At 58.9% G+C, this 18,721-nt stretch carries 16 protein-coding genes; 10 read left to right on the top strand and 6 right to left on the bottom strand.

The genetic code is table 11. The features are described 5' to 3' along the window. Positions 1-273: 273 nt before the first annotated feature. Positions 274-912, bottom strand: a complete 639-nt coding sequence (locus tag BOO69_RS07345; protein WP_071971581.1) for a hypothetical protein — start codon at positions 910-912, stop codon at positions 274-276. Positions 913-2,302: 1,390 nt separating this feature from the next. Between BOO69_RS07345 and BOO69_RS07330 the strand changes: the two genes are divergently transcribed. Then, on the top strand, positions 2,303-4,405 hold the full coding sequence (locus BOO69_RS07330; RefSeq protein WP_071971578.1) for a DUF262 and DUF1524 domain-containing protein: 2,103 nt from the start codon (positions 2,303-2,305) through the stop codon (positions 4,403-4,405). Positions 4,406-4,419: 14 nt separating this feature from the next. Here BOO69_RS07330 and BOO69_RS07325 read toward each other — a convergent pair whose 3' ends face one another. The 3 genes from BOO69_RS07325 to BOO69_RS07315 form a co-directional block, all read right to left on the bottom strand. Then, the gene (locus BOO69_RS07325; RefSeq protein WP_071971577.1) at positions 4,420-4,962 is read right to left on the bottom strand and encodes an RNA 2'-phosphotransferase; all 543 of its coding nucleotides are present in this window, start codon (positions 4,960-4,962) and stop codon (positions 4,420-4,422) included. Positions 4,963-5,307: 345 nt separating this feature from the next. Beyond that, entirely contained in the window at positions 5,308-7,704 is a 2,397-nt protein-coding gene (locus tag BOO69_RS07320) for an ATP-binding protein (protein ID WP_071971576.1), read from the bottom strand. Beyond that, a complete protein-coding gene (locus BOO69_RS07315) occupies positions 7,701-7,916 on the bottom strand; it encodes a hypothetical protein (RefSeq protein WP_071971575.1) in 216 nt (71 codons plus the stop codon). The genes BOO69_RS07320 and BOO69_RS07315 overlap by 4 nt, the downstream gene beginning before the upstream one ends. Before the next feature lie 29 nt (positions 7,917-7,945). On the opposite strand from BOO69_RS07315, the gene BOO69_RS07310 reads away from it, so the two are divergent. Next, positions 7,946-8,389 carry a hypothetical protein gene (locus BOO69_RS07310; RefSeq protein WP_071971574.1) on the top strand — a complete coding sequence of 148 codons (444 nt, stop codon included), beginning with the start codon at positions 7,946-7,948 and terminating at the stop codon, positions 8,387-8,389. Between the two features lie 259 nt (positions 8,390-8,648). Here BOO69_RS07310 and BOO69_RS23000 read toward each other — a convergent pair whose 3' ends face one another. Continuing rightward, a complete protein-coding gene (locus tag BOO69_RS23000; protein WP_156874882.1) occupies positions 8,649-9,665 on the bottom strand; it encodes a hypothetical protein in 1,017 nt (338 codons plus the stop codon). Positions 9,666-10,060: 395 nt separating this feature from the next. Continuing rightward, positions 10,061-10,573: a winged helix-turn-helix transcriptional regulator gene (locus tag BOO69_RS07300; protein ID WP_237267586.1), complete on the bottom strand. Its 513-nt coding sequence runs from the start codon at positions 10,571-10,573 to the stop codon at positions 10,061-10,063. On the opposite strand from BOO69_RS07300, the gene BOO69_RS07295 reads away from it, so the two are divergent. The 8 genes from BOO69_RS07295 (at position 10,572) to BOO69_RS07260 (ending at position 18,595) form a co-directional block, all read left to right on the top strand. Then, positions 10,572-11,180, top strand: a complete 609-nt coding sequence (locus BOO69_RS07295) for an NAD(P)H-dependent oxidoreductase (protein WP_071971571.1) — start codon at positions 10,572-10,574, stop codon at positions 11,178-11,180. The two genes, BOO69_RS07300 and BOO69_RS07295, sit on opposite strands and share 2 nt — an antisense overlap. Beyond that, positions 11,167-11,868: a glutathione S-transferase family protein gene (locus BOO69_RS07290; RefSeq protein WP_071971570.1), complete on the top strand. Its 702-nt coding sequence runs from the start codon at positions 11,167-11,169 to the stop codon at positions 11,866-11,868. Before BOO69_RS07295 ends, BOO69_RS07290 begins: the two co-directional genes overlap by 14 nt. 691 nt (positions 11,869-12,559) lie before the next feature. Beyond that, the gene (locus BOO69_RS07285; protein ID WP_071971569.1) at positions 12,560-13,774 is read left to right on the top strand and encodes an aromatic ring-hydroxylating oxygenase subunit alpha; all 1,215 of its coding nucleotides are present in this window, start codon (positions 12,560-12,562) and stop codon (positions 13,772-13,774) included. A gap of 34 nt (positions 13,775-13,808) precedes the next feature. After that, complete coding sequence (locus tag BOO69_RS07280) at positions 13,809-14,675, top strand: ABC transporter permease (protein ID WP_071971568.1); 867 nt, start codon at positions 13,809-13,811, stop codon at positions 14,673-14,675. After that, complete coding sequence (locus tag BOO69_RS07275) at positions 14,672-15,487, top strand: ABC transporter permease (protein WP_071971567.1); 816 nt, start codon at positions 14,672-14,674, stop codon at positions 15,485-15,487. The genes BOO69_RS07280 and BOO69_RS07275 overlap by 4 nt, the downstream gene beginning before the upstream one ends. A 3-nt stretch (positions 15,488-15,490) precedes the next feature. After that, a complete protein-coding gene (locus BOO69_RS07270) occupies positions 15,491-16,612 on the top strand; it encodes an ABC transporter ATP-binding protein (RefSeq protein WP_071971566.1) in 1,122 nt (373 codons plus the stop codon). A gap of 4 nt (positions 16,613-16,616) precedes the next feature. After that, positions 16,617-17,822, top strand: coding sequence for an aromatic ring-hydroxylating oxygenase subunit alpha (locus BOO69_RS07265; RefSeq protein WP_071971565.1), 1,206 nt, complete (start codon positions 16,617-16,619; stop codon positions 17,820-17,822). Beyond that, entirely contained in the window at positions 17,819-18,595 is a 777-nt protein-coding gene (locus BOO69_RS07260; protein ID WP_071971564.1) for a methyltransferase domain-containing protein, read from the top strand. The genes BOO69_RS07265 and BOO69_RS07260 overlap by 4 nt, the downstream gene beginning before the upstream one ends. Positions 18,596-18,721 lie beyond the last annotated feature (126 nt).

Genomic DNA, 18,721 nt, shown 5'->3' with positions numbered 1-18,721 from the left:
TGGCATTTGTCGGAAAGGCGTGGATACCGCGGGGGCGCAAGATCGCTCGGGCAGCTTACGTCGAAAGCAGTTGCCATGGTCCGCGAGCCGCCAAATGCGCCGAGCGAGGCCGCTCTATCGCTGCCTGTCTGTCTTTCTCGGCCGTGTTGGGGCTCGCTTGAAGAGTTCGGTCAGACGCTTGAACAAGCCTTGGGGCCACCAGACCGCATATGCTGAATTGCCAACCACACTGCCCTTTTGCAAACGATGCGAAAACGCGCCGCGCGTGCGATGTCAGAGCCCTGCCATCAGGACCGCAACAGGCCCTGGCGCGCCGCCTGCAATCAACCAATCGCGCGGAGGCATGCCATCAGTTTCATCCTGAGGCAGGGTCATCATGCGATGCACAGTCAAGGCAGATGGCTTTCCCCTCACGTATTCCATGAGGCGCTCCCAGTGCGGCAGTTCTCCGTCTTGCGCGAGCTGGAATACCGGCACCGTCACTACGCCGTCCGTCGGTCGCTCGACAGTGACAAGCGTGCCTCGGGCAATGCGCTGCTGAACGGCCTCGACAGAACACCCCATGTGCTCCGCTGCCTCCTCAAGCGGCACCGCAGTCGCGAGCATCTCAGCGCGTGATTTCAGACCGTCCTGCACAGGCGATGACGCAAGCTTCTCCGCTGCCGTCATCGGTTCAAGCTGCGTGACCCCGAAGCCCGCAAGATTCTCCCGTTCTTCAGCCGTCAATGTCATCGGTTTGGCGTCTTCGCCGCTTTGCCCCCGGACGATATCGGCAACCAAGCGCAACGCGATGGAAGCCAGGTCTCGTCTCGCGTCGTCTACAAAGGCCGCGTTCAACGCTTCAATGTCAGCAACCAGAGCAGCCGCTTCCTCGTCGCCAAGGCCTTCCGTTTGAACTTTGAAAACAGGCATCTTGGCCTTCCCAAGGTTGTGTCAGTCCAAACCTACGCGCATCAGTGAGGAATTGGAATTGCGACAGCGCCAAACCTTCAAGCCATTTCGGGTGACGCTTGGGAGCTGGACCGTAGAATGTGCGACAGCGACGAAGGCACGTCGTCATCAGTGCGGACTTCCGAGCCGCGTTTCCCAGAACGACGGAGTTCACCTCTCAAAAGCAAGACAGCTCCGACCTGCATCTTTATAATTTTCCTGATCGGGATACTCCCGCGCTCTTCATCTGTTGCCCGCCTCCGAATTGAAATAGGGACGTTTCGCCGGTGGCCCAAACGGGTCAATCAAGAACTTACGCCGAGGCTGCGGCATACATCGCAGGTGGCCATTCCGCCCCTTTCATATAGATTCTCTTGATTCTAAGATTCAGAGGGGCATTTCGGCCTTTAATTTCAAAGTTTTACCGGGCGATAGGTCGAGAAAAACCAGAGGAAGGTCGAGAAATACCAGAGGAAGGTCGAGAAAAACCAGAAACCGGTCGAGAAAAACCAGAAACTGGTCGAGAAATACCAGAGACAGGTCGCACTTTCTCGGAAGCAGAAGGCAGCTCTTTAGAACCGAACGTGCGCACCTCACAAATGATGTTCCTGCAGGCATCTTCCGGACGCATGCCTGCCGTCCTATGACGGTCAGCGAAACCGGAACATTTTGGCGGTGCCAAGAATGATCCTATTTACACTCCAGCCATCTGCACGCCCTGCCCTGACGCCCAACTTGAAGTAAAATGAGCCCCGGCCAAGAAACGTTACCTATGATTTTGTTTAACCAGGCGATCCCTACACAGGCGGTGGATCCGTCGCCGCACATTCGGATCCGAAAAATCGATGACACCGATGAAGGGTGATGAAAGACGCAGACGATACATCCGCTCAGAGCGCTCGCACAGAAGCCTCGCGACGATGTCTGCGTCCCGCCTCAAAATTTGACGCCACTCCTCGGCAGCCGATAGTTCACGCTGCGACGGCTCTCCCATCCGTATGCGCGCTCGCTTCAACAGCTCAGGCCGCATCCTGATTTGCCGTGCGATCAGGCGGTGCATCATCAACTTTGCTCGATCGTTTATCGCTTCGCTCATTCCGCCGACCATCTGCCTGCCTCTCCTACGAGAAAACCTTTGTCAGTAGCGGCAAAACCTCAAGCAGAAACAGTAGGCTCACCGATAAGAACCGGCGCGACTGCTTACCCGAAGCCCGCGGGCACGCTCTAATGTCGTATCACCCTACAGGCCCTGTTCCCTCACGGCACACATTCGAATTGTTATCCCCTCGCTCATGGACAATGATCGTTTCGGGGCGACGAACCCTTTAGGCTGCGCTCGATCTCAGATTACATTTTTGAATTAGGTGCCCCTGTGAAAGCGACCGAAGCCGGCCTCCTCCAGTTCCTTAGAGCCGCCCCAAGATTTGTCATTCCGATCTATCAAAGAACCTATTCCTGGACCGAGAAAGAATGCACCCAGCTGTGGGATGATGTTTATCGAGCTGGATCGGAAGACGGTATCGATGTGCACTTCATCGGCTCCATCGTCTACATTGAAGATGGGCTGTCTAACAACACGAAGCGCGCTCCAAACCTGGTCATCGATGGTCAGCAGCGCCTGACCACCATCACATTGCTACTGGCGGCCCTCGCCGACACTGTGGGTGATGGCGAGCCTGTAGAGGGCTTCTCGGCTGACGAAATCCGAGAGACACTCCTGACCAACCACCGACGCAGTGGTGATGAGTTTTACAAGCTGTTGCTGACCCGCACCGACCGTGACACCTTGAAAGCCATCGTCGGTCAGCATGATTACCCCGCACCAAAATCCGACCGCATCGTCGAAAACTATGACGCGTTCAAGAACCGCCTGGCGGCAGGAGAGGCTGTCGTCGAGACGATCTGCAAGGGGCTCGGCAAGCTGATCATGGTGGATATCGCGCTGAGCCGCGAACATGATAATCCCCAGCTCATCTTCGAAAGTATGAACTCGACCGGGCGCGAGCTCAGTCAGGCAGACCTTATCCGGAACTTCATTCTCATGGGGCTTGAGCCGGACTACCAGACAAGGCTCTACGAGCATTACTGGCACCCCATGGAGCAAGATTTCGGCCAGGCCGCCTATACGGCCCATTTTGACAGCTTCATGCGCCATTATCTGACGGTCCGCACAGGCAATATTCCCCGATTGGGAGATGTCTATGAGGCCTACAAAGCTTATGCACGCCAAGTGCAGTCCAGAGGCGGCACGATAGAGGATCTGGTCAAGGAGGTCCGCAGCTATGCACGCTTCTACTGTGTCATCGCGCTTGGCCACCAAACCGACCCGAAGCTGGCCGAGGCATTCCAAGATATCCGCGAGCTAAAGGTCGACGTGGCCTATCCCTTCTTGCTTGAGGTCTTCGATGATTTCGATAACGGGCGCCTGACTTGTGAAGAATTCCACGAGGTGCTGCGTATGGTGGAGGCATATGTTTTCCGTCGTGCGATCTGCTCCATTCCGACCAACTCGCTGAACAAAACCTTTGCCAACTTCGCGCGCTCCATCGACAAGGCGGACTACCTCAGCAGTGTCCGGACCTACTTCTTTGGCATGAAGTCTTATCGGCGCTTCCCGCGCGATGAAGAGTTTATCCAAGAACTGAAGACCCGGGACCTCTACAACTTCCCGCCACGCAGCTACTGGCTTCGCCGCTTTGAAAATCATGGCCGCAAAGAGCGCGTGCATGTGGATGATTACACGATCGAACATATCCTGCCCCAAGACCCTAACCTTTCCGCCGAGTGGCAGGCTGAGCTTGGTCCTGAGGCTGAACAGGTCCAGGAGCGCTGGCTGCACACTCTCGGCAACCTGACCCTTACCGGCTATAATCCCGAATACAGAAACCACCCGTTCCGCAAGAAGCGCGACATGGAGAATGGCTTCAAGCACAGCCCGCTCCGCGTGAATGACGGCCTTGGCGCGACTGAGGCATGGAACGAGGAAGCCATTCAGGCGCGCGCCGCAAAGCTGGCAAAGGAAGCGACAAAAGTCTGGGCAGCACCAGTGCTAACGGATGCCGAACTCGATGCCATGAACGTGGCGAAGGATGTGCCGACGACGGGATACACGATCCAAGATCATCACCACCTATCAGGGGGCCACAGCAGAGAACTGTTCGACGCTTTTGAGCAGCGGCTCCTTGCCCTCGATCCCTGTGTTTCCCGCGAATTCCTAAAGCTCTATGTCGCCTTTAAGGCCGAAACAAACTTTGCGGATGTCGTGCCCCAAGCGAAAGGCCTGCGCATCTCGCTCAATATCGAGCCCTACGACATCAACGATCCGCAAGGAATGGTTGAAGACGTGACGGGCGTTGGCCGGTGGGGCAACGGCAACTCGGAGGTCCGGCTGAACAAGATGGAAGACCTTGCTTACGTCGTCGGCTTGGCACGACAAGCGTTGGAGCGTCAGATGGACCAAGCCGAAGCAGCGTGAAAGCGCTGCCGAGATTACTCTGAAATCGGCACAAAGCCCAGAAACTTGGCTGGCACAGAGGCTGTCAGCCAGACACCGTTGTCGGCAACCAAGAACTCGTGACCCTCAGTCACCATGGCCTCACAATCCACAGACAAGACCACGGCCTTGCCGTGGCGGCCGCCAACGCGTGTCGCAGTCTCAACGTCGGAACTCAGATGAACGAGCTGCCGTCCTCCGGGAACCAAGCCTTCCACGAAAATTGGATCGAGATAGTGCCTGGCGGTGCCGTGATAGAGAACGGGCGGAGGCAGCTGTGGCGACAAACCAAGATCAACTGGAACCGAATGCCCTTGCGCCGCGCGAATACGTTTTTTGTCATCCGACAGCGTGAAACGGCTCTTGTTGTCCTCACCGACGATCGCTTCAAGTTCCGCCAATGAGATAGCCTGCCCCTGCCGCTTCATGGCACGCAGCAGAAGCGGAACATCCGTCCAACCGGCAGCATCGAGCTGGATACCGATTTTTTCCGGCTCATGCCTAAGCACGAGCGTAAGCAGGCGACTGGGGCTCGGCATGAAGGGCCTCCTCGGGGCTGGCAGGTAGCATTGGCGCGGAGCACCGACCTTAAGCCAGCCACGCGAAGCAAGGTCAATTGAACAAGGCCAGAATCACCTTCACGTGCACTCGTTGATATGTTTCAGGCCGAAGCATGGCCTGCCATCTGCAGCTCGAAGGGCGGGAAGCGGTCGTTCGTTGCGCTTGCACTCAACGAGGCAATCAAGGCTCAAAGACATGGGTGTTGCAGTCGGACGGTGAGCAGGTTGGACGATCATCGTCGTGGCCCGAAAAGGTTTAGAAACGCCTTCAGTCGTCGGTTGAATACCACCCAAATTTTCTTTCGCTAAAGGTCGGGCCCGATCCTACTTCCAAGGTATTCGCGTTTTTCCGCACTTGCAGGAAATAGTTTTCTCGCCGGGGACTTCAATCTTCGCCGAAATGTAGCGATCGCATTCGGCACACGTGAAGAGTTCGGTAAGCTTCTCAATGTCCTCCAAGAGCACATCGATATCTTCGCCAACTATCTTGTCCTTGTTGTCGTGCGACACGAGATTGGCTACGAGCGCGGACCCGGCCAGATCAGAAAATACAGCATGCTTTTTGAGATCGGGAGACTTGTCGCCGAGCGTAGATCGAAGCTGGCCAATTAGCTCGTCGGCCATGCGCTTTTCATTCCACTCATTGAAACGAAAGGCTACTTTGACCTCCAATGAGGCGCAGATCTCTTTGAGCACTAACTCCAGTAGTTTACGCAGATCATTGGTAACATCATCCTTCCCCTTCTTCTGCGCGATGATCTCTTTGAGGTTGGCCGGGGAGTCGTCTAACACAATGCCGTTTGGGCCGTCCGCACAAACTTCATGAAATTTCCAGCCGTGCTGGGCCATCTCCTTCTTGATGATTTCGAACCAGACATTCTCGTGGGTCAGAATGATAATCTGCCAGTCAGAAAATTCGTCCCGCAGCAGGCGCAGCAACCGGCGCCGGTGGGAAGTGTCGAAGCTGGTGACAATGTCATCGAGCACCAGAAATTTCGCTTGCTTATTGAAGATGCGGGCATTGGCGAGGAATAGCACCACACCCAGAGAATTCAGATGGCTTTCGCTCAAATATTTCCGGGGCGGCTGAACCTCGTGGCCGTGGAAAGCATACTGAAACTCGACCCCTTCCTCGCCCACCATCGTCAGTCGAACGTTATCGACGCTCTCATCGGGGTGGAGCTTGGCATAGAATTTCCCGACATCGGCACTGATCGTATCAAGAACCGATTGAAGGGCCGCGTTCTGGACCTTAATGAAACGTTCAAAGATCGCATCAAGCGTCAGTATTTGTGCTTCATAGGCATCGATGACACGCTGTGCACGTTCATAATCGCGGACTTGGCTCTCCAGCATCCGGAGTGTCGATAGCGCGGTTGCAACGTTCTGTTCCTGCTCGCTAAGTCCGAGTTTGCCCGCCTCTTCTTCAGCTTTGGCCGCAGCAGTTTCACAGCAATGTTGGAGACGTGCAATGCCATCTTCGAAGCCATCGGGAGCTCCGTAGACAGAAAGGCCTTCGTAGGCAGCCGTGATGCCTTGATGTGCCGCTCGCAAGAGCTTCCGCGCCGTCGTGGTTTCGGCCATCAGATCATCGAAGCCTGTGAGGTCGTTGTATGTCTCACCGATAGCCTTGGCCTGGATTCCAATGGAGAGGATAGCCTGTAGCACCGAGTCCTTCTGAGCCTTGGCGTTTTCGAGGCGCTCCTGAATTTCGCTCATGTCTTCGATGCGTTTGGCAACTTCGCCCCGCAAGAGGCCAAGCTCGTAAGCGCTCAAGCAGAATGGACAGGCATCATCGACATAGTCCTCGGATTCAATGACGGCGCTCCCTTTGCCCAGAAAGTCACTCAGCCGGAGCTGGTTTACGCTCTCGCTCTCCTTGGCGAGTGCATTGTAGCTGGTGACGAAAGCTTCGGTGTCTGGGGCGAAGGTGGTGATCTCGGCGGCCAAGGCGCTGCACGCTTTGACGAGTTGATCCAGGCGCTGCGCTTTCTTGATCTTTTCTTCACTGTTGCCGAGGGCGTTCAACTCTTTCACGGCTTCTGCGAAGGTGGCCTGATCCGTAATTTCAGTGCCGATTTTGAAAGGCGCGGCAATGTTTTGAGCAATGGTCAGGAATGCTTGCCGATCCGGCACGATCTGGCCGACGCCACGGACCATGTCGCCTTCCAGAGTAACAGAATGTGACTTTGCTCCGGTGTAGGTTGACTCGCGTTTGAGCGCATTGAGCGTGCCCTGGATCGCATCCCGGAATTTGTTTATCTCTTCATAGCCGATGATATCGGCGATGGCCTTGCGCTTTGCGCCTTTTTGCTGGTCAAGGAAGGCGACAATATCGGCATGACGAAGAATGATACGGTCGTCCTGAAGCCCTTCGACAACGCGACGAGTGTTGTCGTTGGCCAAGTCAGTGCTTGTCTTCAGAGCGGAAGAGAGGCGTTTTTCGCCTGCGAGGCTATCTCCAACAAATTCTACCGCAACCGTGATGTCATCGCCTTCCGCGATCAGGACGTGGCGCAGGGCCTCCTGTTTGCAGTCTTCACGCCAGAGATGGCCGACACGGTCGGTCAGAAACCACTCCAGCGCGTCGGTGATGGTGCTCTTCCCGGCGGCATTCTCTCCAAAGATGGCAAGGCTTCTGCTCTTGTTGGTGAAATCGAGCGGCAGCGCGAAGCGCGCCCCGCGAAACCCCGAGACGGAGAGCTTGCGCAGCTTGGTCATGATCTGCTTTCGCGTTGCCTGCCACCTTCTTTGAGTGCCGCCTTGCGAGCCTCGTCGAGCTTGCGCAGGAGGTTGGTGCGGGTGAGCTTGTCGTCGCCGCGCAGGCCAGCAATGACCGCAATGGTGGCTTGGTCAAGGCTCTCATCTTGCGCCTGTTCGCCCATGAAGGCTGCCAGCACCTCGCTGGCGGACTGAATTTTCTCGATAGCCATCAATCAACGGCTCCATTAAGGATTTGTATATGAATATAATTTTCACACGAACCTACAATTTTCGTGAGCAAGAGGTCAAGTTCGTTCAGGGCGTGGCGGGCATCTACTTCATCTTTCTAACCGAACTGCGCATTGCCTACCCGTTTCGACCCTCGCGCTTGATCTATATTGGGATGAGCGAGTCAAAGCAGAATAGTATTGCGATGCGCTTGCGGGGGCACCTCACAGGGCAGTCGGGTAATTTGGGGATTTCGAATTACGCCAATACCCACAGAGTGAAGTTCACCACCTACTCATCAGAAGTTTTACGCAACTACGGCAATGACAACCTATTTGACGTCGAAAGTTTCTTCTTGAGCGATTTCCTAAGAATGCATGGCGCCTTCCCAATCTGTAACGGCCAAGCCGGGCACCAGCTCTCAGCGCCAGAGAAAAAGATTTTGGCTCGTGTTGAATGGAATTTCTTCTGGTAACCGACATGACCCATTCAAAGCGCACCGTAACGGAACGCAAATAATGAACGTCGTCAAAAGATTGCTTCCACGCAACATTTTGGATGCGGCTCAAGGTTCGGTTAGGGCCGCTCTCGACACCAGGCGTCTTGCCGCGTTCCGGTCAGCGATGCGAAGTTTGCCAACATGGCAAGGTGAATGGGGCGCAAGGTCTAAGTAAGGCAACCCGCCCTTCCTGCATGGCACGTCCAATTCTGGGCTTGTTTTCTCAGTATCATTCTCATCGGAACGCACATACGCGTATACTTCTCCCTGAGCCGCACGGGCAAAAGTCATCCCTCGAGAAAACATTTTTTTGTCTTTTCACCACCTTGTGTGCGCATTTTTGGTTAACGCGTTCTATCTTGTTCAATAGAATCCCATATTGCAGCGTTACCCTTTCAGCCTCTCGTGCCAGCATTGTTCCGAAGGCGTAAGCCTTTGAGAACAGGATGAAGAAGTCGCTGTCGTCGCTTGATGTTACCAATGGGTTTTCATTGTATTCCGTCATGTAGGCAAGTTGACCGCCCTGCGTTCTTACTATGCGTTTTTTCCTGGTGGTCGCCAAGTTGTCACCGATATTTGGGTGAACAAACTCGCAGCAGAAATTATAGAATGGACGTATCCCCTTGTAACTTTCCTCTTTCTGAAGTCTATCGATCTGATTGAGGATATTTCTCGCTGAAAGATCCACCCGAGTTTCGGCGGCATCATGAAGGTAATCTGTCTTCGAAGGCATTTCCGGAAAATCGACGACCTGAAGATCCGACCAGCTGAACCTTGTTCCAATTAACGGCCAAATAGACTCTCGCACCTCAAGCAAGTCACCAAATGATTTTATTTCCGGTAGGCTGGTCTTGTGCGCAATCTTTCTGAGAGATGCTTCCAGGACTGCAAGTCTCTCAACGATAGAGCGAAAGCAGTTGAGCTCTTCATGAAGAGAAAGCGTGCCATAAGAAAGGCTCTCAATGCTTGAGGAGAGAGCCAGGACTTTTGGTGTGATTGCCATGCACGCTTGGCTGTATATCTTGCCATTCTCTCGGGCAATCCGCCTAACTTGATCAGTGGTTAAATTTGCATTGTGAGCCTGGTCAACCGGAGTGCCGAATACGCTGTTTTCTAACCCCTTGTCCATTTGCCAAATAAATGTATTGCGGTGCGCGTCTACTTGCTTCCGAACAACAGGAAAAACTCTCAAACACTCCGCCTGGAGAGCCGAGCGAGCCTCCATTAAACCTACTTTTTCATCACCACTCACAGAACATCCTTTGGGTAGTTTCCGGGAGCCCAGTTCTTCTGGAATCCGAAGGTGTAGTCAACGCACGCTTCCAACTGTCGCTCATACAGTCGCGTTCCTGTCAAGTTCTTCAACTCGAGCGAGAACAAGTTGGCCCTAAAAACTATGGTGTAGCGCCGATCCTTACAGATATCTCCGACGCAGCGCATGGCCGCTGTTTGACCTCCTACGGGCGCCTCACCAAGGGCAGGTAGCAGAAGTCGAGCGCGTGCAGCGAAGGTCCGGAAGGTCCGCGCAATAGCAATCCAATCGCGCAAATTCTGCGCGACTCGTAAATGACCGGTTTGGCTGCGCCGCAGCGCGGCGACAGTCTCAGCTTTGAACGTCAGGTTTGGGCCGATCGCGCTCTCGACAGGCTATCGCTTTTCCGCGGTCAAACTCTTCGGAAGCCCCTCACTCCACTTCCGCAGCTCATCCAGAAAACCCAAGGCTGTGCGCCCGAAATCAGTGATTTCGTAGACGACAGTGATCGGGGCGGTGTCGCAGACCTCGCGCCTGACCAGCCCCTGGTCTTCGAGTTGCCGCAAGCGTTCCGTGATCATTTTCTTCGACGCGCCGCCGATCATCCGGGCGAGGTCGTTGAACCGCACCGGCCCATCCTTGACGTGCCAGAGGATGGAGCCGGTCCATTTGCCTCCGATGATCCGCATGCCACGCTCGATAGCGCAGGGCTCGGTGCAGGCATTGGCCGCGCTCCGTCGGCCGGCACCGTCTACTTCGATCTTTGCATCCATCGTTTTACGCTCCGCTGATCCGCGCCTGATTAGGTTACTAAAAGTATACTGGTTGTTTTTACTTCCCACCACGATCATTTCATCCCGGACCCCGCCGAAGTCAAGCGGGCGCAGCAACGATGGAAGAGACGACATGACCAAGATCCACATACTGAACGGCGCGCAGCCTTATGAATTTGCCCCCGGTAAACTCAACAAGACGCTCGCGGAGCGCGCCAAAGCTACACTCGAAGCGCAGGGGCACGAGGTCCGCCTGACCACTGTCGCAGCCGGTTATGATGTGCAGGCCGAGGTGGACAGCCACCTGTGGGCGGACGTGGTCGTCTTACAGTTCCCGGTGAACTGGATGGGCGTGCCGTGGTCCTTCAAGAAATACATGGATGAGGTCTACACGGTCGGTATGGGCGGACAGCTCAGCAACGGCGACGGACGCAGCGCAGCCGCACCGAAGGCGAATTACGGCATGGGCGGCAAGCTGGCAGGCACGCGTTACATTATCTCAGCCACGCTGAACGCCCCGGCTGAAGCCTTCGACGACCCGGCAGAGCCGTTCTTCGGGGGCATGTCTCTGGATGACCTCCTGCGTCCGGTCCATCTGAACGCCAGGTTCTTTGGCATGACGCCGCTGCCGACCTTCGGGGCCTTCGACGTGATGAAGAACCCCGACGTGGCCTCCGACCTCGCTCGGTTCGACGCCCATCTTGCCACGACATTCGGGGAGCTCGCCAATGACGCGGCCTGATATCGTTCTCTATATCGCCAACACCATGAACGGGTGGAAGCCCCTGATTTTCCTGCACGAAACGCAGATCGACTACGAGCTGGTGCCGATCGACTTCGGGAAGAAGGAGCAGAAAGCGCCCGATTACCTGCGCCTGAATCCAAACGGGCGCATTCCGACTATCGTGGATCGCGGCGCGGATGATTTCGCAGTATTCGAGAGCGGCGCGATCTTGTGGTATCTTGCCGAGAAATACGACCGGTTCCTCAGCCACGACCGCAAGGAGCGCTCGGAAACGCTGCAATGGCTGATGTTCCAGATGGGTGGGATCGGCCCGATGATGGGCCAGGCGATGTTCTTCCAGCGGATCGCCAAGCCAAATGGCGACGAGGTGCCCTATGCTATCGACCGCTACGTGACCGAAAGCCGCCGCCTGCTGGAGGTGCTGGACACGCGGCTTGCCGGGCGCGACTGGCTGGTAGGTGATGCGATGTCCATCGCGGATATCGCGACCTACCCCTGGGCGCGCAGCTACTTCTGGGCCACGGTGAGCGTCGACGGGTTGCCGAACCTGCAAGCGTGGTTCGACCGCATCGACGCCAAGCCCCGAGTCCAGGAGGCGCTGCAACTGCCGGAGCCGCGACCGTCGGCGTTCGGTCAGGGCGACACGGATGCCGCGGCTGCAGAGAATGCAGCCAGGTTCCGCTGAACACCTGACGCGCTGTCTTTCGATTTGGTCCGGACAGCGCGTCACATCCCGGTTAGTGGATTCAGATATCCTTCGGCGCGAAGCGAGCGCAACTCTAAGCCATTACAGAGCAACCCTTCAGCCTCCCCCGCAACGCGAAAGGTCCTCCGCAATCTCTGCTCCGCGCCCGACCGGTTTGCGGGGCTGTCAGGTGCTGCGTCGGGCGGTTCACTTCGGCTTTATTAATGTCCTCTTGTGCACCTCTTGACCGTATGCACATACTTGAGCAACAACGTGTGCACACCGTCGGACTCGGCGTGGAATCGAAAGAAAAATCGTTAGGATTCAATTGGCTTTACGGCAAGGGTCGCCCCCCTTCCGCCGGAGCCAAAATCCCCCGACAGCGACGATTCCGCCTGCCACGGCGCGGGTTTGGTGTTTCCCAGTTTCCATAAGCCCGGCCATTTCCCGGCGAAGGGCGCAGAGTCGGGCTTTGCATTGGTCTGAAGATCGATCTCGTGTCGCGTGTCCGCGGTGTGCCTGTCAAATCATCTTGTCCATCACCTCTCGATCGGTCCCAATTGCGGGATCGCCCTGCACCGCTGCCCGGAAACCGGGCAGGAGGGCCGATCTGATATCGTCAAGTGAAAAATTTATTTGAGCGCTCAAAAAAACTTGTTAAGCTGGTGTAAACATCAACCCGGAGTTTGCCATGACGTCCCCTGCCGCACAGGCCAAAGACCTGCCGAATGATCATGACCGCAAGGGTCTGCCCGCGTGGAGTTACTTCAACACCGAGATGCTCGAGATGGAAAAGGATCTCCTGTTCCGCTCTCACTGGCAGCTGGTCTGCCATGCCAACGACCTGCCGGAATCGGGCGATTTCGTCACGCTTGACTGCGTGGGCGAGCGCGCGCTGGTCATCCGGGGCAAGGACGGGGAGCTGCGGGCCTTTCACAACCTGTGCCGGCACCGGGGGTCGCGGGTCGTCGCCGCGGAACAGGGCAATTGCAAGAACGCGATCATCTGCCCCTTCCACGGCTGGGTCTACAACCTCGACGGCACGCTGCGCGGCGCGGCACAGCCCGACAAGCTGCCGGAACTCGATTCGGTCGCTTTCGGGCTCAAGGCGATCGAGCTGGACACGTGGCGCGGTTTCGTTTTCGTGCGGTTCCGTCCCGGCCCCCAGCCCGCGATCTCGGAAGTGCTGGCGCGGTTCGACGAGGAGATCGACCAGTACGACCTGGAGGGGCTGATGCCCTCGGGCGAAGGCTTCTATGCCGATGTGGCGGAAGTGAACTGGAAGTGCGTGCGCGACGTGGACAACGAAGGCTATCACGTGCCGATGGCCCATCCCGGGCTTCAGGATCTCTTCGGCTCCAACTATTACGACGAGGATTTCGAGAACGGCGCCTCGCGGTCCTACTCGGAGTTTCGCGAGGCCGATCACCGGCTCTGGAGCGTGCGGGCATATACGTCCATCCTGCAGGCGCCGCCGGAACTGGACGAAAGCCACGCCAAGGCCTGGCTCTATATCGGGCTCTTTCCCAATTGCGTGCTTGGCATTTATCCGGATTGTGTCAAATTCTACCAGGAATTCCCGATTGAATTTGGCAAGACCATGCAGCGTGGCACCACCTACCGACTGGGCAAGGAAGACCGTCGCATGCGGCTGGCGCGCTACCTGAGCAGCAGGATCGACCGCCTGACCTCGGAAGAGGACGAGGAACTGGTCCGCTGGTCCTGGGAGGCCGCATTCTCGAGCGGGTACGACGGGGTGTTCCTGTCGGATCTCGAGAACACGGTGCGCAGCTATCACGACTGCCTGCGCGAGCATTTCCCCGTCCTGAACGAGGATGAGCCGCCCAAGGGGACGGTGGCCGCGCGCAACGCGGAACTGCTGGCCGGAAAGGTCGCGGCCGAATGAGCGGTGATGCCGCCCCCGGCAGGAGCGCTGGCTGATGGCGTGGCGCTTTGACAGGGAAGCGGTGCAGGGCCTCAGGCTGATCAGCCCGACGTTCGCCTATGTGCTGGTGATGCTGGCCGCGCCCTTGCTGATGGTAATCACCTTCAGCTTCTGGACGCAGGACTACCTGACCATCGACATGACGCCGACGCTGGACAACTACCGCGAGGCGTGGACGAAGCCGATCTACCAGGTGCTGATGTGGCGATCGCTGAAGATTTCGCTCATCGTGACGGCGGTGACCGTGATCCTCGCCTTTCCGATCGCCTATTTCCTGTCCTTCCATGTGCAGAAGCGCAAGGCGCTGTGGCTGTTCCTCATCACCGTCCCCTTCTGGACAAGCTACCTGCTCCGGGTTTTCCTGTGGAAGGTGATCCTGGGGTACAACGGCGTGTTCAACACCACGCTGATGGGCCTCGGCTTCATCGAGGAGCCGCTGACCTTCATCCTCTACAACCTGAACGCGGTGGTCATCACGCTGGCCCATGCCTGGGCGCCCTTCGCGATCCTGCCGATCTTCGTGGCGCTGGAAAAGATCGACCGGTCGCTTCTGGAAGCTGCCACCGACCTCGGCGACAGCCCGATGCGCCGCTTCTTCCGCATCACCCTGCCGCTGGCGATGCCGGGCATCGTCGCCTCGACGCTGATCGTGCTGATCCCAACGGTGGGTGATTTCATCACGCCGCGGCTCGTGGGCGGGACCGACGGGCTGATGATCTCGAACATGATCCAGATCCAGTTCGGCAAGGCGAACAATGCGCCGCTCGGCGCGGCCCTGGCGGTGTCGGCGATGGTGGTGATCGGCCTGATCAGCGCCGCGATCTTCTTCGGCGGCAAGAAACTGGGGGGACGCGTGCGATGAAATGGCTCTCCGTGCGTTGGCTGACCGTCTACGCGGTCGTCTACATGATCTTTCTCTACGCGCCGGTGATCCTGTTGCCGCTCTTCGCGTTCAATACCTCGACGATCATCGCCTTTCCGCTTTCGGGCTTCACCACCGAGTGGTTCGTGGGCCTGTGGTACACCGAAACCCTGCACACCGCGCTTGGCAATTCCATGATCGTGGGTCTGACCACCGCGGTTCTCAGCACCCTGCTGGGGGCGTTCGCCGCCCGCGCTTCGGCCCGGTTCGTCTTTCCCGGCAAGACCGGGATCGTGGGGCTGATCATGCTGCCGCTGGTCCTGCCCGAGATCATCGTGGCGGTGGCCCTGCTGGTGATGCTGAACCAGCTGGGCATGCCCCTGTCGCTCTGGACCGTGGTCGGGGGCCACGTGCTGATCTGCACGCCCTTCTCCATCGCGATCCTGAGTTCCGCCTACCGCGGCCTCGACCGTGAACTGGAGGAAGCCTCCTTCGATCTGGGGGAATCCCGTTGGGGCACCTTCCGGCGGGTCACTCTGCCCCTCGTGCTGCCCGGCGTGATCTCCAGCCTGCTGATCACCTTCACCATCAGCCTCGACGAATTCATCATCGCCTTCTTCCTGACCGGCACCGACGTGACCCTGCCGGTCTACATCTGGAGCCAGCTGCGGTTCCCGGCCAAGCTGCCGTCGGTCATGGCACTCGGCACGCTGCTGTTGGCGGTTTCCGTGCTGCTGCTGATCGCGGCGGAGGCGCTTCGGCGCCGGTCGGCGGCGCGACAGGGCGTCGACACCACGCTGGCGGGGGTCTGAACCATGAGCGGAAAGACAGACATGAACGACGACAAGACCCCCATGATCGCGATCCGGGACGTGGTCAAGAAATTCGGCACCTTTACCGCGCTGCACGGCATCACGGCGGATATCCGCGAGGGAGAGTTCTTTTCCCTGCTCGGCCCGTCCGGCTGCGGCAAGACCACTCTCCTGCGGACCATCGCCGGGTTCGAACCGGTGACCAGCGGTTCGGTCGCCATCGGCGGCAAGGACATGGAAGGCATTCCCGCCAACAGGCGCCCGACCAACATGGTGTTCCAGAGCTATGCGATCTTTCCGCATCTCAACGTCGAGGAGAACGTCAGCTACGGCCTGAAGACCCGCAAGATGTCGAAGAAGGACATCGCCCGGGAGGTCGAGGAGGTCCTCGCGCTGGTCGACATGAAAGGCTACGGCAAGCGCAAGGCGCATGAGCTGTCGGGGGGACAGAGGCAGCGCGTGGCACTGGCCCGCGCGCTGGTGATGAAGCCCAAGGTGATCCTGCTGGACGAACCCCTGTCGGCGCTGGACAAGAAGCTGCGCGACCAGATGCAGATGGAACTGCGCAGTCTTCAGCGGTCGATCGGGATCACCTTCATCCTGGTGACACACGACCAGGAAGAAGCGCTAATCATGTCCGACCGCATCGCGGTGATGTTCGAGGGCGAGATCGCCCAGCTCGATACGCCCGAAGGGCTCTACCGGCATCCGGTGAACAAGCGGGTCGCCTCCTTCATCGGGGTGATGAACTTCCTGCCCGCCCGGGTGACGGATCTCGGCGAAAGCCACGTGACACTCGACATCGACTGCCTCGGCCGGGTCGAGATGCCGCGCGACAGGCTGGGGCCCGACATCGACCCCCGGACGATCGACACCATCGGCGTGCGCCCCGAAATGCTGACGGTGATCTTCGACAACCAGGACTGGACCCAGAACCGGGTCGAGGGAGAGGTCGTGGACACCGAGTACTACGGCGACATGACCTATTACGAGGTGCGTCTGCCCGGCAGCGAGAAACCGTTGACGATTTCCATGCGCAACACCGCGGGCCGTTCGGTCGTGCCGCCGGGCAGCAAGGTCTCGGTGGGCTGGGGCACGGAATCCATCGTCGTCTTCGGGGAGTGACCGGATGCAGCTGGCCGAACTGATCGCCGCCCAGCGAGAGGGCTACGCCATGCCGCAGCCCTTCTATACCGCGCCCGAGATCTTCGAGGCGGACCGCGCCGCGATCTTCGGGCGCGAATGGCTGCTCGCCGGTCATGTGTCTGAGCTCGCGGCCCCCGGAGATTACCTCGTTTTCGACATCCTCGACGACAGCGTGATCGTGGTGCGGGACGCCAAGGGCGACCTGGCCGCCTTTGCCAATGTCTGCCGCCACCGTGGCTCGCGCCTGTGCATCGAACCGCGGGGCAATGTCCGCCGCTTCACCTGTCCCTATCACGCCTGGGTGTTCAACCTCGACGGCAGCCTGTTCAGCGCCCGGATGCTGGAGGATCACCACGACCGCGCGGCGCTCGGCCTCATCCCGGTGGCGATGGAAGTGCTCGAAGGATTGATATACGTCTCGCTCGCGGACGATCCGCCCGATTTCGCGCCCCTCCGCGCGGCCCTGACGCCCTGCCTCGCCCCCTTCGACCTGGCCGCGACGCGGATCGCCCACCGCGAAGTCTACCCGGTTCGCGCGAACTGGAAGCTGCTCGTCGAGAACTACAACGAATGCTACCATTGCACGCCCGCGCACCCCGAGTTCGCGCGCAGCCACGCCACCCACCTGGCGGAGGACCGTGTCGCCCCGCTCAACGACGCGATGGCGGCCCGCGCCGCCGCCTGCGGCGTGCCGACCACCTTCATCGACCGGATCGGCCGCAGCGGCACGCCCGGCGTCGCCGATCACGCCTACAACCGGTACGCGCTCTTCGACGGCTACCGGACGGGCAGCGAGGACGGCACGCCGGTGGCGCCGCTTCTGGGGCAGATCACCGGGCACGACGGCGGCGCCTCGGATGCCTACGTCGGCATGCTGAACCCCATGCTGCTCTACTGCGATCACGCGGTGCTCTACCGCTTTTTGCCGACAGACACCGATCACTGCGCGCAGGAGATCATCTGGCTCGTCCGGGAGGGGGCCCGGCCCGGCCGCGACTACAACATCGACCGGCTGACATGGCTCTGGGACGTCACCACGAAGAGCGACAAGCGCATCGTCGAGGACAACGCCCGTGGCGTGGCATCGCGCCACTACCGCCCGGGCCCGCTGGTGCCGATGGAACGCTACGTCGCCCGTTTCATCGACGCATACCAGACCACCCTGCAACGGTACGAGGACCGGCCATGACCGACCTGAACTACGACGACCGCCACATCGCGCTTCTCGAGGAACTCTGGGGCGAAGGCTACCTCTCTCCCGGCGGCCCCGAGGAAGTGGCCCGCGTGGTGAAGGACGCGCCCGTCGAAGGAGCGCGGATGCTCGACATCGGCAGCGGCTCGGGGGCCATCGCGGTGGCACTGGTGCGCGATCACGGCGCCGCGCATGTCACCGGGATCGACGTGGAAACGCCGGTCTGCGCCGCCGCGCAAACACGTGTCGACGCAGCCGGGCTGCAGGACCGGATCACGATAACGGAAGTCACCCCCGGCCCCCTGCCCTTCGAGCCCGGTACGTTCGACGTCGTGTTCTCCAAGGATTCGATCATCCATATTCCGGACAAGGAAGCGCTGGCGCAGGACGTCTTTCGCATCCTGCGGCCCGGCGGCTGGTTCGCGGCCTCGGACTGGCTGATGTCTTACGACGGGGACCCCTCTCCCGAGATGGCCGCCTATATCGCGCTGGAGGATCTCGATTTCGCCATGGCCTCGCCCGCGCGGTACGAAAAGGCCCTGTCGGCCGCGGGTTTCCGCAACATCCGCCTCACCAACCGCAACCGCTGGTATCTGGATCTCGCCCGACAGGAACTCGCCCGGTTCACCGGCCCCGACCGGCCGGCCTGGGAACAGGCGCACGGCGCCGACCTGATCGCCGCCTCGATCGAGACCTGGAAAGCCATGATCCTCGTGCTGGAAACCGGCGAACACTGCCCGCACCACCTGCTCGCGCAAAAGCCGGGCTAGCCCGGCTTCCCGAGCGTTCTCGCCACCAACCCGGAAAAGACCATCAACTGCGCGCTCCCCCGTCCAGGGGCGCGACGCCACCCCCTCTCCCCCAAGGGGGGGAGAGGGCTGGGGTGAGGGGGCGGC

The organism is Sulfitobacter alexandrii (assembly GCF_001886735.1).
Lineage (GTDB): Bacteria > Pseudomonadota > Alphaproteobacteria > Rhodobacterales > Rhodobacteraceae > Sulfitobacter > Sulfitobacter alexandrii.
The sequence above is the reverse complement of the archived record's forward strand: the minus strand, read 5'-3'. Positions and strand labels throughout refer to the sequence as shown.

Coding starts and splice junctions, on each gene's coding strand:
- BOO69_RS07285 (WP_071971569.1), top strand. CDS start 12,560: ATGACGTCCCCTGCCGCACAGGCCAAAGACCTGCCGAATGATCATGAC.
- BOO69_RS07325 (WP_071971577.1), bottom strand. CDS start 4,962: ATGCCGAGCCCCAGTCGCCTGCTTACGCTCGTGCTTAGGCATGAGCCG.
- BOO69_RS07300 (WP_237267586.1), bottom strand. CDS start 10,573: ATGTCGTCTCTTCCATCGTTGCTGCGCCCGCTTGACTTCGGCGGGGTC.
- BOO69_RS07310 (WP_071971574.1), top strand. CDS start 7,946: ATGAATATAATTTTCACACGAACCTACAATTTTCGTGAGCAAGAGGTC.
- BOO69_RS07315 (WP_071971575.1), bottom strand. CDS start 7,916: ATGGCTATCGAGAAAATTCAGTCCGCCAGCGAGGTGCTGGCAGCCTTC.
- BOO69_RS07345 (WP_071971581.1), bottom strand. CDS start 912: ATGCCTGTTTTCAAAGTTCAAACGGAAGGCCTTGGCGACGAGGAAGCG.
- BOO69_RS07280 (WP_071971568.1), top strand. CDS start 13,809: ATGGCGTGGCGCTTTGACAGGGAAGCGGTGCAGGGCCTCAGGCTGATC.
- BOO69_RS07320 (WP_071971576.1), bottom strand. CDS start 7,704: ATGACCAAGCTGCGCAAGCTCTCCGTCTCGGGGTTTCGCGGGGCGCGC.
- BOO69_RS07295 (WP_071971571.1), top strand. CDS start 10,572: ATGACCAAGATCCACATACTGAACGGCGCGCAGCCTTATGAATTTGCC.
- BOO69_RS07260 (WP_071971564.1), top strand. CDS start 17,819: ATGACCGACCTGAACTACGACGACCGCCACATCGCGCTTCTCGAGGAA.
- BOO69_RS07275 (WP_071971567.1), top strand. CDS start 14,672: ATGAAATGGCTCTCCGTGCGTTGGCTGACCGTCTACGCGGTCGTCTAC.
- BOO69_RS07270 (WP_071971566.1), top strand. CDS start 15,491: ATGAGCGGAAAGACAGACATGAACGACGACAAGACCCCCATGATCGCG.
- BOO69_RS07265 (WP_071971565.1), top strand. CDS start 16,617: ATGCAGCTGGCCGAACTGATCGCCGCCCAGCGAGAGGGCTACGCCATG.
- BOO69_RS07290 (WP_071971570.1), top strand. CDS start 11,167: ATGACGCGGCCTGATATCGTTCTCTATATCGCCAACACCATGAACGGG.